The sequence below is a fragment of the uncultured Brevundimonas sp. genome (assembly GCF_947305955.1).
Lineage (GTDB): Bacteria > Pseudomonadota > Alphaproteobacteria > Caulobacterales > Caulobacteraceae > Brevundimonas.
The window spans coordinates 1-13291 of record NZ_CAMZFB010000001.1 but is presented as its reverse complement, the minus strand read 5'-3'; the positions used below and the strand labels follow the sequence as shown (position 1 = coordinate 13291).

At 61.1% G+C, this 13291-nt stretch carries 11 protein-coding genes and 1 tRNA gene; 5 read left to right on the top strand and 7 right to left on the bottom strand.

Going from position 1 to position 13291, the window contains the following annotated elements; all coding sequences use genetic code 11:
* The first annotated feature begins 34 nt into the window (after nucleotides 1-34).
* From Q0Y42_RS00060 to Q0Y42_RS00050, 3 genes are all read left to right on the top strand, one after another.
* A tRNA-Ala gene (locus Q0Y42_RS00060) sits at nucleotides 35-110 on the top strand.
* A 198-nt stretch (nucleotides 111-308) separates the two neighbouring features.
* The gene (locus Q0Y42_RS00055; protein WP_297798835.1) at nucleotides 309-926 is read left to right on the top strand and encodes a glutathione S-transferase family protein; all 618 of its coding nucleotides are present in this window, start codon (nucleotides 309-311) and stop codon (nucleotides 924-926) included.
* A 63-nt stretch (nucleotides 927-989) separates the two neighbouring features.
* Nucleotides 990-2513, top strand: a complete 1524-nt coding sequence (locus Q0Y42_RS00050; RefSeq protein WP_297798833.1) for a VOC family protein — start codon at nucleotides 990-992, stop codon at nucleotides 2511-2513.
* A gap of 8 nt (nucleotides 2514-2521) precedes the next feature.
* Here the strand turns inward: Q0Y42_RS00050 and Q0Y42_RS00045 are convergent, their stop codons facing one another.
* The 5 genes from Q0Y42_RS00045 to Q0Y42_RS00025 form a co-directional block, all read right to left on the bottom strand.
* Nucleotides 2522-2800 carry an HPr family phosphocarrier protein gene (locus Q0Y42_RS00045; protein WP_297798831.1) on the bottom strand — a complete coding sequence of 93 codons (279 nt, stop codon included), beginning with the start codon at nucleotides 2798-2800 and terminating at the stop codon, nucleotides 2522-2524.
* Entirely contained in the window at nucleotides 2797-3201 is a 405-nt protein-coding gene (locus Q0Y42_RS00040; RefSeq protein WP_297798830.1) for a PTS sugar transporter subunit IIA, read from the bottom strand. The genes Q0Y42_RS00045 and Q0Y42_RS00040 overlap by 4 nt, the downstream gene beginning before the upstream one ends.
* Nucleotides 3202-3311: 110 nt before the next feature.
* Nucleotides 3312-3749: an HPr kinase/phosphatase C-terminal domain-containing protein gene (locus tag Q0Y42_RS00035; protein ID WP_297798828.1), complete on the bottom strand. Its 438-nt coding sequence runs from the start codon at nucleotides 3747-3749 to the stop codon at nucleotides 3312-3314.
* Complete coding sequence (locus Q0Y42_RS00030; RefSeq protein WP_297798826.1) at nucleotides 3746-5344, bottom strand: ATP-binding protein; 1599 nt, start codon at nucleotides 5342-5344, stop codon at nucleotides 3746-3748. Before Q0Y42_RS00030 ends, Q0Y42_RS00035 begins: the two co-directional genes overlap by 4 nt.
* Nucleotides 5313-6023 (bottom strand): response regulator transcription factor, encoded by a 711-nt coding sequence (locus tag Q0Y42_RS00025; RefSeq protein WP_297798824.1) that lies wholly within the window; start codon nucleotides 6021-6023, stop codon nucleotides 5313-5315. Before Q0Y42_RS00025 ends, Q0Y42_RS00030 begins: the two co-directional genes overlap by 32 nt.
* Before the next feature lie 210 nt (nucleotides 6024-6233).
* On the opposite strand from Q0Y42_RS00025, the gene Q0Y42_RS00020 reads away from it, so the two are divergent.
* The gene (locus tag Q0Y42_RS00020) at nucleotides 6234-7946 is read left to right on the top strand and encodes a hypothetical protein (RefSeq protein WP_297798822.1); all 1713 of its coding nucleotides are present in this window, start codon (nucleotides 6234-6236) and stop codon (nucleotides 7944-7946) included.
* A 19-nt stretch (nucleotides 7947-7965) separates the two neighbouring features.
* On the opposite strand, the gene Q0Y42_RS00015 is transcribed toward Q0Y42_RS00020, so the two are convergent.
* Both Q0Y42_RS00015 and Q0Y42_RS00010 read right to left on the bottom strand, forming a co-directional pair.
* On the bottom strand, nucleotides 7966-9189 hold the full coding sequence (locus Q0Y42_RS00015) for an NAD(P)/FAD-dependent oxidoreductase (RefSeq protein WP_297798820.1): 1224 nt from the start codon (nucleotides 9187-9189) through the stop codon (nucleotides 7966-7968).
* A 58-nt stretch (nucleotides 9190-9247) separates the two neighbouring features.
* The gene (locus tag Q0Y42_RS00010) at nucleotides 9248-9559 is read right to left on the bottom strand and encodes a GNAT family N-acetyltransferase (protein ID WP_297798818.1); all 312 of its coding nucleotides are present in this window, start codon (nucleotides 9557-9559) and stop codon (nucleotides 9248-9250) included.
* A gap of 337 nt (nucleotides 9560-9896) precedes the next feature.
* On the opposite strand from Q0Y42_RS00010, the gene Q0Y42_RS00005 reads away from it, so the two are divergent.
* The gene (locus tag Q0Y42_RS00005; protein WP_297798817.1) at nucleotides 9897-13241 is read left to right on the top strand and encodes a TonB-dependent receptor; all 3345 of its coding nucleotides are present in this window, start codon (nucleotides 9897-9899) and stop codon (nucleotides 13239-13241) included.
* Nucleotides 13242-13291 lie beyond the last annotated feature (50 nt).

Genomic DNA, 13291 nt, shown 5'->3' with positions numbered 1-13291 from the left:
CAGGCCGGACCTGTCGTCCTTATCTCCACCGCACGGGGCCGTAGCTCAGTTGGTAGAGCGCGTCGTTCGCAATGACGAGGTCAGGGGTTCGATTCCCCTCGGCTCCACCATCTTCCTGCACAATGGATATTCTGGCGGTGATTTGACCTGCCATTGCGGCGTTTGCCGCGGCAACCGACCGTTTGATTTGCCGTTTTACATGGTGTCACATTGAGGTGGGCCGCCGATGGCTTTCGGCGCGCGGAGCGAGTGACCATGTGAACTGCAACCGGGCTGATGCCTGATTGGAAACGCAAAGGACGACATTGATGCCGACGCTTTATTACGCCGTTGGGGCTTGCTCGCTGGCACCGCATATTGTGCTGGAGTGGATTGGTGCACCGTATGAGGCGGTCAAGGTTGGCTATGGCTCGCCGGAGCTATTGGCAGTCAATCCTGCGGGTGCGGTGCCGACCCTTCGTGAAGACGACGGATGGCTGCTGACGCAGGCGGGGGCGATCCTTGACTATCTGGCGCACAAACATCCCGAAGCGGGCCTGACCGGTGGCGACAGCCTGCGCGAGCGGGCCGAGGCCCATCGCTGGTCGTCCTTCTTCACCAGCGACATGCACGCCTCCTTCTGGCCGATCTTCATGCCCGCCCGCTACACCACCGACGACAGCGACGAAGCGCGCCAAAAGGTGGTGAAGGCCGGTCACGCCCTGGCCCACAAACAGTTTGCCGCCTTGAATAAACACCTTGAGGGCCGCGAGTGGATTCTTGGCACCAAGTCGGTGATGGACGCCTATGCCTTCCCCATGATCCGCTGGGGCAAGAAGCTGTTGGAGGGCCATCTGTCGCAGTATCCGAATGTGCTGGCCCTGCATGACCGTCTGGCGGCTGACCCTGCGGTGCAAAAGGTTCTGGACCGCGAAGCGGGCAAGTAAAACCGAATACTATTGGCCCCGCGTCCGCATGGCACGGGGTCCATTTTCATTGAAAGAGATATCGTGACCACGGGCATTCACCACGTCACCAGCATTACCGCCGATGTTCAGGCCAATGTGGACTTCTACATGGGCTTTCTGGGGCTCAGCCTCGTCAAACAGACGGGTGGCTATGAGGACGCCCAGCAGCTGCACCTCTTCTATGGTGATCCCCAAGGTCGCCCCGGCACGCTGGTTAGCTTCCTTGTGTGGGAGGCTACGGGGCGGGGCCGCACCGGTCTGGGACAGGTGTCCGAAATCGCCTTTGCGGTTCCGGCGGACAGTCTGGGCGAATGGATGATGCGGGCCATCTCGGCCAACATCCCTGTGGAGGGGCCGCTGAAAGAGTTCGGCGAATCCGTCCTGCGGCTGAAGGACCCCGACGGTCTGATTATCAAGCTGGTGGCCAGCGAGGCGGCGACCGGATCGGGATCGGTGACGGCACCCTGTCATATTCGCGGCATTACGGTGCTGAGCGACGTGGCCGAGGCAACCTCTGCCTTCATCGGTCGCTTCGGCTATCAGCACGACAGGACCGAGGGCGCGATCACCCGCCTGAAATCCGATACCGATATTGTGGACATCCATGCTGTCACCGGCTTCCCGCCTTCGGTGAAGGGGGCAGGGGTGCCGGACCATGTCGCCTTCCGCGCGCCGGATATCGAGGCTGTACGCCAGATGCGGCTGGACCTGATCAATCACGGCCCGACCAATGTGCATGATCGCCAGTATTTCGTGTCGCTCTATGTGCGCGATACCTCGGGCCTGCTGATCGAATATGCGACCGATGCCCCCGGTATGAGCGCTGACGAACCCGCCGACCAACTGGGCCAGACGCTGAAATTCCCGCCCGAAATCATGCCCCATGTGGCCGAGGAGCTTCGTATCCGCCTGCCGCAGTTCGCACGGCCGGGCGAGATGCGTTGCCCCAAGCGCGACCTGCCCTTCGTGCACCGCTTCTATTGGCCAGAGGAGATGGATGGCAGCACCATCGTCGTCCTGCACGGGACGGGCGGGGATGAGGGCGATCTGATGCCGCTGGCGCACCGGATTAACCCGAAGGCCGCCATCCTTGCCGTGCGCGGGCGCGCGACCGAAGAGGGCAAGCTGCGTTGGTTCCGCCGCTTTGGACCGGGCGAGTTCGATCAGGACGACATTCGCTCCGAGGCTGCAGCCTTCAACGCCTTTATGGCCGGTGCCATCCGTGGCTATGCGCTCGATCCGGATAAGCTGATGCTGCTGGGCTATTCAAACGGCGCGAACATGATCGCCGCCATGGCCCAGCTCTATCCCGATACCGTCCGGCAGGCTGTCCTGTTGCGCGGGATGAAGGTTCTGGAAGGCGAGGTCGAGCCCGTGCAGGGGCAGGGCCGTATCCTGTTGGTGTCAGGCGATAGCGACCATCTGGTGTCGGTTGATCGTGCCACCGCCCTGACGGCGGATCTGTCGGCGGCGGGACATGAGGTCAGCCACAAGGTTCTGGGGCTGGGGCACTGGATGACCGATGCCGATCAGGCCGAAATCGAGAACTGGATCCAAGGGCTGTAAGCGCGGCCCTATTGGTCCTCGTCAAAGCGGCGCTCGACCAGATCGGTCAGCGCCGCCATGGCGCCCTCGGCATCGGGGCCTTCGGCCTCGACGTCGATGGTCGAGCCGATACCGGCACCCAGCATCAACAGGCCCATGATCGAGCGGGCATCGACGGTGGTGCCGTCCTTGCTGACGCGGATTTCGGATTCAAACTCCGAAGCCGTTTTGACGAATTTGGCAGAGGCCCGCGCGTGCAGGCCGCGCTGGTTGCAGATCGACAGGGTCACCTTGGCGGTCTGGCTCATTTGTCCCCCGCCAGAACCCACGACGCGACCGAGATATATTTACGCCCCGCATCCTGGGCATGGGCGACACAGGCTTCCAGCGTCTCGCGGTTACGCACGCTGGCCAGCTTGATCAGCATGGGCAGGTTCAGTCCGGCGATCACCTCGGCCTTGGTCTGTTCCATAACGGAAATAGCCAGATTGGACGGCGTGCCACCGAACATGTCGGTCAGCAGGATAACGCCATCGCCATCATCCACCGCCGCCGAGGCATCAAGGATGTCCTGACGGCGACGTTCCATATCGTCTTCCGGCCCGATGCAGATGGCGGCCACGCCGCTCTGCGGTCCGACGACGTGTTCCATCGCCGAAATGAATTCGGAAGCCAGGCCCCCGTGGGTGACGATCACAAGACCGATCATAAAGCCAACACCAGTATGGTCCTAACCCGTCGAACATTATGAAGCGGGGCAGATCATTGTCCGCCAATGCCGCTGCAAACCGATAGTCTTAGAGGCAAACCCACAAAGGTTCAAAGGGCTTCTGTGACGCGGTGGATCAGGCTGGCAGCCCCTGCGGATCGCGCGTCGATGGAAATGAGCGGCAGGGTGAGACCAAGCCACTGTATCACTTGCGGATCGGGACAGCGTTCGGGCGCGTGATCATACAGGTCCACGACCAGCCGCACACGGACCAGCTCCATCGCAGGCAGGGTCATAATACCCACCGACCGCGCCTCGATCAGTCCGCGAATAGGGTTGGGACAGCGGGCAAACACGCCGTCACCACTGGCCCAGATCAAGGTCCGGTCATCGGCGACCAGACGCCCGCCCATGGCGATCAGGTGCAGCGCCAGATCGCTTTTGCCGATGCCGGATGGGCCGCGCAGCACGACGCCGCGCCACTCGCTGTTGCCGCTGTTGTCACAGCGGATGGCGACGGTGGTGGCGTGGATCGGCTGGTCGTTCACAGCCGGCGGTTGGCGACAGGCAGGCGCACCGTAAAGGTCGCGCCCTTCACTGCATCGCCCTCGGTGCGGTTCTCGGCCACCACAGTGCCTTCGTGCGCGGTCACGATCTGGCGCACAATCGACAGGCCAAGGCCCGAGTTGTTGCCAAAGGCCGTGCCCTTGGGACGCGAGGTATAGAAACGCTCGAACACGGTCTCGAGGTTGTCGGGCGGGATACCGGGGCCGTCGTCCTCGACGCGGATGCGCCAGAAGTTCGGGGTGCTGTCCTTTTCAAGGAAGACGCGCACCTCGCCACCCGTGGGGCTGAACGAGCGGGCATTGTCGATCAGGTTGCGGAACACCTGACCCAGCGGCGTGTCACGGCCAATGACCGACACATCCTGGCCAGCCGTATTGACCAGACGCACGGGGATATCCCCCTCGCGCAGGCTATTCTCATAGACGCCGATGATGTCGCTCAACAGCTCGCCCAGATCGATCTGGCGTGGACGGTCACGCGACAGCTCGGCATCCAGACGCGAGGCGTTGGAGATGTCGGTAATCAGGCGATCCAGACGACGCACATCGTTTTGCAGCAGATTGGTCAGGCGGGCGCGTTGCTCGTCCGTCTTGACCAGCGGCAGGGTTTCGAGCGCCGAGCGGATCGAGGTCAGCGGGTTCTTGATCTCGTGCGACACGTCGGCGGCAAAACGCTCGATGGCGTCCATCCGCATCGACAATGTGTCGGTCATCTGTTCCAGCGCGCGGGCCAGACCGCCGACCTCGTCCTTACGGATGGTCAGGTCGGGCAGGGAGATGGCGCGGGCGCGTTGCAGACGGACCTGATCCGCTGCTGCCGACAGACGCAGCACCGGACGAGCTACAAACAGATGCAGGATCAGCGAGGCCAGAAGGTTCACCGCCAAGGCCACAAAGGCGAACGGCATCAGGGCGCGGCGCTGGGCCGCCAGTGTGGCATTCACATCGCCCGCTTCCAGCGTCAGCACGCCGAGCACCTGCTGGACGTGACGCACGGGCAGGGACACCGAAACCACCCGTTCGCCCTCTTCATTGCGGCGGATGGTGGCTTGGGGTTCGCCTTGCAGGGCCAGTTCCACCTCGGCGGCCAGTGCCGCGTCGGCTTCGCTGCGAGCCTGTTCGATCAGTTGCGGCGACGGCTCTTCCGGCAGGGGCGAGCCCGCGGGACGGGCGGGCGGCAGCGGCTGACCGGGAATATTGTCCGAGACGTTGTAGGAATCCGAAACCTGAATCCCGTCCATGTCGAACAGGCGGGCGCGCTGGCCGGTAGGAATGAAGTTGTCGCGTAGCCAGAAGGCGGCGGCGCGGTCGTCCAGTACCGGATAGGGATCGCCTTGGGTGATCCCCAACTCGCCCAGCACGTTGGACAGAAGTTCGGCCTGCACCGACAGCGATTCCTGTCGGGCATTGATCAACCCCCGGCTCCATTCGTTCAGAGCCAGTGCCCCGCCGATCATGATCAGCAGGCTGAGAAGATTGAGGGCCAGCATAAAGCCGCCCAGACGCGATCCGCCGAAACGGAACCGTCTGCGCGGCTTGTCAGTCTTAGGCTTCGCGGTAGCGGTAGCCGACGCCATACAGGGTCTCGATCGCGTCGAATTCAGGGTCAACCATGCGGAACTTCTTACGCATGCGCTTCACGTGGCTGTCGATGGTGCGGTCGTCGACATAGACCTGATCGTCGTAGGCCGCGTCCATCAGGTTGTCGCGGCTCTTCACGAAGCCCGGGCGTTGGGCCAGAGCTTGCAGCAGCAGGAATTCGGTGACGGTCAGCTTCACCGGCTTGCCGTCCCAGGTGCATTCGTGACGGGCCGGATCCATGGCCAGCGGGCCACGCTTGATGGCCTTGTTGGCATCGCTTGCACCGGAGGTGTCGGCCATATCGGTGCCTTCAACGCCCGCACGGCGCAGCAGGGCCTTGACGCGTTCCAGCAGCAGACGCTGGCTGAACGGCTTGTGCATATAGTCGTCGGCACCAAGGTTGAAGCCGAGGATCTCGTCGATTTCCTCGTCCTTGGACGTCAGCATGATGACGGGGATGTTGGAGGTCTGGCGCAGACGGCGCAGCACTTCCATGCCGTCCATGCGCGGCATCTTCACATCCAGAATAGCCAGATCCGGCGGCGTGGTCTCGAGCGCCTCGAGGCCCGAGGCACCGTCGTGATAGGCCGTGATTTTGTGGCCATGGCTTTCCAGCGCCAGGGATACGGACGCGACGATGTTTTCGTCGTCATCGACCAGGGTGATGTTAGCCAAGGGCTTCTCCTTGCGAACGAACGCGGACGATTGGGCCGTAATATACGCACGGCAAACGGTACCGTGCGTTATGATTAAGGCAGATTACGGCCACAGGAAATGGGGGGAGCCAACTTTAGGTTCAACCCCCTTCATCTTTTGTATGGTGAAGCTGAACGTTAATCTCTCTGATTTACAAATTGGCTCGCAAAATATCGACGCGGGTTGAAGATGGCCGGACCGGTCCACTACGAAATTTACATACGCAAGACCGCCAATGCGGACTGGACCTTGCTTATGGCCAATGAGGACCGCCGCTTCAGCATCACCACCGCCGAAGAGGTGATCCGCGACCGCATCGCCGCCGCGGTCAAGGTGACCAAGGAAACCCTCAATCCGGCGACGATGGAGTTCTCGACCGTCAATGTCTTGCGTCTGGGCACACCCGATCCTGTTCGCAAGAAATCCAAGATCGAGGGCCCGACCGGCCCTGCCTGCCGCACGCCCGCAGAGCTTTATACGCTCCATGCGCGCGAATCCCTCGGACAGGTGCTGGAGGACTGGCTGCGTCGTCAGGGCGCGACGGCGTTCGAGCTTCTGCATTCGCCCCTTCTGGCCGAGCGACTGGATGCATCCGGCGCCGAGGTCCAGCACGCGATCCAAAAGGTCGCCGTGCCGGAATCCCAGGCCACCGGACAGGACGTCCATGCCCTGATCCGCATCTATCAAAAACTGGCCGACGACACCGTCGAGCGTATCGCCCGCGCCGGTCGCAAGGGCGAGTTCGACGATCCGGCCCGCATCCCGATCGAACAGATCGCCGAGAAGCTTCAGGGTCACCCCGATCGCGCTTTCCGCATGGGTGGCGCTGTAGCGCGCGGTCTGGAAGGCAAGGTCGGCGCACGGGCGCGTCTGGCGACCTTGCTGGAGATGTGCGACCGCGCACCGGCTGCAGGTCCTGTTCGGGCCATGATCATGGTGCCGGTCGAACAGATCCTCTGCGAGATGCTGGCGGCCCGCTATAATCTGCCGGAACTGTTCGGCCCGTCTCTGGATCAGGGGGCTACCTTGGCCGCCGTGGTGCGCATGGTCGCTCCTGTCGAGGTCGCCACCATTGTCGCCCAGGACCCCAAGCTGGCCGTCATGGTGCCACCGGTCGATGGTCCGGCCGCAAGGCTGGGTGAACGTCTGGCGGCAGGGGATTTTCCCATGGTCGCTGCCGCTCTGGCCAAGATGGTGCTGCGCGAATTGACCAGCCAGCGGCGGCTCCATTCCGGCGATGCCGAGGGCGAGATCAACATCCTGCGGGCGCTGGCGATGTCGCTGACGGCGGCGGCAGGGCGTCTGCTGACGCTCGAAGAGGTCCAGAACGCCTTTATCGAGCGGTCGCGCCTGTTGGTGAATGCGGACTTTGTGGCGGCCTATGTGAAGGACTGCCCTAATGTCTTAGCCGAGGCCGAGCGACTGGCGCGTCTCAGCGACAACGTCACCGGCGGCAGCAGCAAGCGCGCAGCGGCACGTTGGCTGGAGGCCTGTATTTCATCTCTGCGGTTCGAGACGGAGATCAGGGGCCAAGTCTCACCGCCCACGCACAAGCTGGCATCTCTGCGCCGCCTGCAACAGGCCATCGAGGGCGCGGGCCTGACGGGCAAGGATGCCGAAAACGCCGTCATCACCTTGGGCAATCTCGGCGCACGGATCGCGGACGAAGCCCGCCTCCTGCCCCAGATCGTCAATGCGCCAAAGCCGCTGGCCCAGCGTCTGTCTGTCCTCTTGAAGATCGCCACGGGCGAGGCGGCCCCGTTCGGCAAGCTGACCGATCAGGCCCGCGCCGAGGTCATCAAGGTGATCCGCTCCACCGAGGGACGCGAACTACTCAAGACCTCGCCGGAGCTGCTCAGAAGCCTCGCGCCCTTGATGAAGTCCGCCGAAGCCGCCGCCTGATATCTATCAAGACGTGGCGTCAGGCGGCCTGACCCGCCGCCCAGCCGGACGACCACGCCCACTGGAAATTATAGCCGCCCAGCCAGCCGGTGATATCCACCGCCTCGCCGATGAAATAGAGGCCTTTCACGTCCTTGGCCTCCATCGTCTGCTGGTCCAGTTGGGTGGTATCGACGCCGCCCAGCGTCACCTCCGCCGTACGATAGCCTTCGGAGCCGACGGGCTTCACCGTCCATGCATTGGCGCTTTCGGCCAGGGCGCGCAGCTTCTTGTCGCCCTGTTCGGCCAGCTTGCCCTTCAGGCCCGCGCGTTCGCACAGCACCTCGGCCAGACGGCGCGGGACGATGTGGCCCATGGCGGTATGGACCATCTGCTTGCCGTTTTCGTTCTTGGCGGCCAGCAGGGCGGCGGCCACGTCGATATCAGGGGCCAAGTTGACGGTGATGGCCTCGCCCTCGCGCCAATAGGAGCTGATCTGCAGGATCGACGGTCCCGACAGGCCACGGTGGGTGAACAGCAGGCCCTCGCGGAACTGCGTCGGTTTGCTCGGGCGGCCCGCTGCCGCATCCTTCGGGGCCTTGTGCTGGACGACGGCATCCAACGAGACGCCGGCCAGTGGCTTCAGGCTCTCTAGCAGCGTCGGCTCGAAGGTCAGGGGCACCAGCCCCGGGCGGGTATCGGTCACGCGCAGGCCGAACTGGCGCGCCACATCATAGGCCCAGCCCGTGGCCCCCATCTTGGGGATTGACTTGGCACCGGTAGCGATGACGACCGACTGCGCCTCCACGCGCGACCCGTCATCCAGATCGACGCTGAAGAGCGTGCCCGTTTTGTTGATGGCCTTGACCCCGAGGTTCAGCGACAGGATCACGCCGGCCGCCTTCATCTCGTCGGTCAGCATCTTGATGATGTCCTTGGCGCTGTCGTCGCAGAACAGCTGGCCGAGGGTTTTCTCGTGATAGGGAATGCGGTGCCGCTCGACCATCTTGATGAAGTCGTGCTGCGAAAACCGTTTCAGCGCCGACAGGGCGAAACGCGGGTTCTCGCCCAGATAGGCGGCGGGATGGATGCCCGTATTGGTAAAGTTGCAGCGACCGCCGCCCGAGATGCGGATCTTCTCGCCGGGAGCCTTGGCATGGTCGATCACGCGCACGCGGCGACCGCGCTTGCCCGCTTCGATCGCGCACATCATGCCGGCAGCGCCGGCTCCGACAATCAGGACATCAAGGGTGTTGGTCTTCATGGGCCTGCCCTAGCAGGCCAAGGGCGGGAAAGCGAACCCGCCCTTCGTCCCGTGGCGCTTAAAGCCCCAGAACCGCCTTGTACCCATCCTGAACCAGATCGGCATATTCATCCGGATGCTTTTGGATATAGGCCGCGAAGAAGGTGCAAGTCGGGAGGATCTTCAAACCCTTGTCGCGAATGTCCTGAAGCACATGCTTCGCCAACCGCGAAGCAATCCCGCGCCCTTCGAGTTCCGGCGGAACCAGTGTCTTGGATACCAGACGCCCGCCGGCCACGTTGTTGTACTCGACGTAAGCCAGTTTTCCATCTACTTCGATCTCGTAACGGCTAAGCTTATCATTATCTCTAATGTCGTTATCGAGTGTCATGGTCTGAATCCTGTGATGTTTTTAGGCAACTCAATCCAACAATATGCAACCTTTAGTATAGCCCAGAAATATTGAGATACGATGGATTTCAAGCTTTGCAGTTAAACTTTAATGTATAGAAAATATTCATTTTTGCCTCGAAATTACAATCAATTGAAACGAGCATCTCATATTCAAAAAATGTGAATTAAGGTTTTAAGCTTTGCTATAAGCTTTGCCGTATTAAGCGAAAATACGTAAGTAACGACGAATTTCGATCGGTGACGGGCAGATCAAGAATGTGTCTAACATGTGTCTGTAATCAGACATACCGGTGTCAAACCGTTCGGAGAGACCTATGATCACTATGAGAAACGCGCTTCTCGGCACGACTATGATCGTCAGCTTCGCGGCACTGGCCGCTCCGGCATTTGCCCAAAGCTCGACCGCACAATCCGAAGACGAGGTCACTCGCGTACAGGAAGTTGTCGTGACGGGCTCGCGCATCCGCCGTGACCCGGCGACCGCGCCGACGCCGCTAATCCAGATCACCAAGGACGAGATCCTGGAAACCGGGCAGAGTTCGGTCATTGAATATCTGGCGACGATCCCGGCGCTGATGAACTCGCAGGTTCCGTCCGACACCACAGCAGGTGTGTTGAATGCTGGTGGTCTGTCTCTGCCTAACCTGGGTTCTCTCGGTGCGGGGCGTACCCTTTCTCTGGTGAACGGCCGTCGCCATGTCGGCTCGGCGGCAGGTTCGCTGTCTGTGGACTCCGACGTTATTCCGCGTCTTCTGATCCGCAATATTGAGATTGTGACGGGCGGTGCCTCGTCGGTGTATGGTGCCGACGCGGTATCCGGCGTGCTGAACTATGTTCTGCGCGAAGACTTTGATGGCATTGAGATCGATGCCCGCGCCGCCCAGATCAACCAGGATGGGCAGATGCAGTATCGCATCGCCGGTCTGGTCGGGCGCAACTTCTTTGACGACCGTCTGAACCTGTATGGCTATGGCGAGTATGAAAAGGGCGATGCGATGTCTGCCGAGGACATCGACTGGCTCCGTGACGGCTGGTCGTTTACGACCAATGATGCTGACCCTACGGCCGTGCCTGCTGACGGAGTGTGGGACGCGATGCTGTATCGCGACGTCCGTACCCTGCAGTTGATGAAATGGGGGCAGGTGACCTTGGCGGGCAACTATCAGCCTAGCCCCTTGAACAATCCGCTTATTTCTCCGTCGGCCCAATGTACGACCAGCATTACGCAGTCCATGTGCTATGGCGTGGAGCCGGGACGCACCTGGGTTTTTGATGGTCTGAACGCGCGTCTCGCGAACTTCGGCGACTGGGTCCAGAAAGGTGGTACCAACCGGGTCACCAATGTGGGCGGTGATGGTTTGAACCCGAACACGACATTCAACGTCGACGCAATCTATCCGGCCAGCGAGCGCGCCCTGTTCCAGGTCGGAGCCAACATTAAACTGACCGAAAACGTCAACCTTCACCTTGAAGCCAAGTATCAGGACGAAACGACTGAACTGGCGACCGGTTATGCCTTTGCCGATGTGTATATCGGCAATGTCGGATCTGCGACCAACTCCGCCCAGATCCTGAGCGCCCGTACCAGTGGTCCGTCGGCCTTCCTGACCCGTTTGGACAATGCCTTCCTGCCAGCAAACCTGCGGACGGCTATCATGAACAATGTGCAGCCGGTGTATTGTCTGACTGTGGCAGGCTGCGCGGGCGGCGTCCCCTACGGCGGTGTCACCAATCCGGCTCAAGCCATGCCGTTTGCCCGTTATTCGGCCTGGACCCTGACCCGTCCGCAGCTCAATGAAAAGCAACTGCAGCGCTACGTCATCTCGCTTGATGGCGAACTGGAACAGGTCGGGTTCATCAAGAACCTGAATTGGGACATCGGCTATACCTACGGTCGCGTGGACAACAAGAACTACGAGCGCTCGGTCGATGGCGAACGGTTCAGCTATGCTCTGGATTCAGTCGTCGACACCTTGGGCGTGCTCGGGACGCCGGGTGCTATTGTCTGCCGCGTGCAACTGGCCACGGCTAATGGTGGCCTGGTCACCAACCGCAACCCTTATGATCCGACGACGGGACAAGGTGTCGGTCCGGCCCAGATCGGCGCAGACGATCCCGATATCAAAGCCTGTCAGCCGCTGAACATCTTCGGTGAAGGCAATCAGTCGCCTGAAGCTCTGGCCTATGTGCGTTCGGAAATCGTCATCGATCAGATGAACGAACAGCATGACGTGATGGGTACGGTCTCCGGCCAGCTCTGGGACTTCTGGGGTGCGGGCCCCATCGGGTTCGCCTTAGGCGGAGAATGGCGTAAGGAAGCCACCGAAGGTACGGGCCGCGACAAGACGACGGCTGGTCGTTGGCTGCTGTCCAACACCGGTCCGGATTTCCTCTATCACGACTATTCCGTGAAAGAAGGCTTCGCAGAAATCAGCATTCCGCTGTTCCGCGACAACTTCCTGGGTGACTATGCCGAGTTCACGGCCTCGTACCGTGCATCGGACTTCTCGCACTTCGGTAAGAGCGATGTTTACGGTGTGAACCTCGTCTATCGCCCGATTCAGGATCTGGCCTTCAAGACCAGCTTTAACACCTCGGTTCGCGCCCCGACGCTCAGTGAAAACTATGCGCCGGCGACCCAGACTTTCGCTCAGCCGACGGATGTCTGTGACTCCCGCCAGATCAACAATATCATCGACGAAGAGGTGAAGGCCCGCCGTGCGGCCAACTGCGAGCTGCTGGCCGCGGAGCTTGGTTTCGCGCCGGGCACCTTCAGCTTTACCAATCCCAATGCACCGAATGCCTTCCGTCCGGAGTATCCGTCCAGTGTGGCGGGCTTCAACCAAGGCAATATCGACCTGCAACCGGAAGAATCCGAGTCCTTCACCTTCTCGGTCGTGATGCAGCCTCGCTTCGTCCCGAACTTCCAACTGGTGCTGGACTACTATGAGATCACCATTGATCAGGTGATCGCTTCGGTGGCTGTTGGTACCAATGTTGGGCTGTGTGTCTCGGGCCCGGAAGGCACCCTGGTTAAGCAGAACTGCGATCGTGTCACCCGTTCGCCGATTGATGATCCCGCCACCCCGCGTGATGACCGTATGGTCATCACCAGCTTCGTCCAGGACTCGCTCAACTATGCGAAACGCGAAGTTCGTGGCCTTGATTTCTCGACCCGCTACCACTGGGACCTGAGCAACTTCCTGGGTCGTGATTTTGGCCGCCTCGACCATTCCTTGAACGGTTCGTGGCTGATCGAACAGAAGAACTTCAACAATATCGATAATCCGGCAGATTACACCGCATCGGAAGGTAGTGTGTATTACCCGCGGGTGCGCTTTGCCTCGAACCTGACCTGGCGTCCGAACGACACCTTCAGCCTTACCTGGACGGCTGACTGGCAGTCGGCTCAGGATCTGAACCGTCGTACGGCGACGGTGACCAACTGGGACAACCGCGAAGCCCGTTATCACCGTCTGGAAAACTTCATGCGGAACGATCTGACCGTTCGCTACAAGGTGCGTGATGACCTGACCCTGCGCGCAGGCGTGGTCAACATCTTCGACGCAGAACCGCCGGTCTGGGTTGGCGGGAACTTCTACTCGAACCTTGATCCGTTCGGTCGTCGCTTCTCGATCGGCCTGAACTACAAGCACTGATCATCTGATCGGGAAGCGTGTCATAAGTCCCTTTCACGGTCTGATACGGC

Coding starts and splice junctions, on each gene's coding strand:
- Q0Y42_RS00055 (WP_297798835.1), top strand. CDS start 309: ATGCCGACGCTTTATTACGCCGTTGGGGCTTGCTCGCTGGCACCGCAT.
- Q0Y42_RS00045 (WP_297798831.1), bottom strand. CDS start 2,800: ATGAGCCAGACCGCCAAGGTGACCCTGTCGATCTGCAACCAGCGCGGC.
- Q0Y42_RS00040 (WP_297798830.1), bottom strand. CDS start 3,201: ATGATCGGTCTTGTGATCGTCACCCACGGGGGCCTGGCTTCCGAATTC.
- Q0Y42_RS00030 (WP_297798826.1), bottom strand. CDS start 5,344: ATGGCGTCGGCTACCGCTACCGCGAAGCCTAAGACTGACAAGCCGCGC.
- Q0Y42_RS00020 (WP_297798822.1), top strand. CDS start 6,234: ATGGCCGGACCGGTCCACTACGAAATTTACATACGCAAGACCGCCAAT.
- Q0Y42_RS00015 (WP_297798820.1), bottom strand. CDS start 9,189: ATGAAGACCAACACCCTTGATGTCCTGATTGTCGGAGCCGGCGCTGCC.
- Q0Y42_RS00010 (WP_297798818.1), bottom strand. CDS start 9,559: ATGACACTCGATAACGACATTAGAGATAATGATAAGCTTAGCCGTTAC.
- Q0Y42_RS00005 (WP_297798817.1), top strand. CDS start 9,897: ATGATCACTATGAGAAACGCGCTTCTCGGCACGACTATGATCGTCAGC.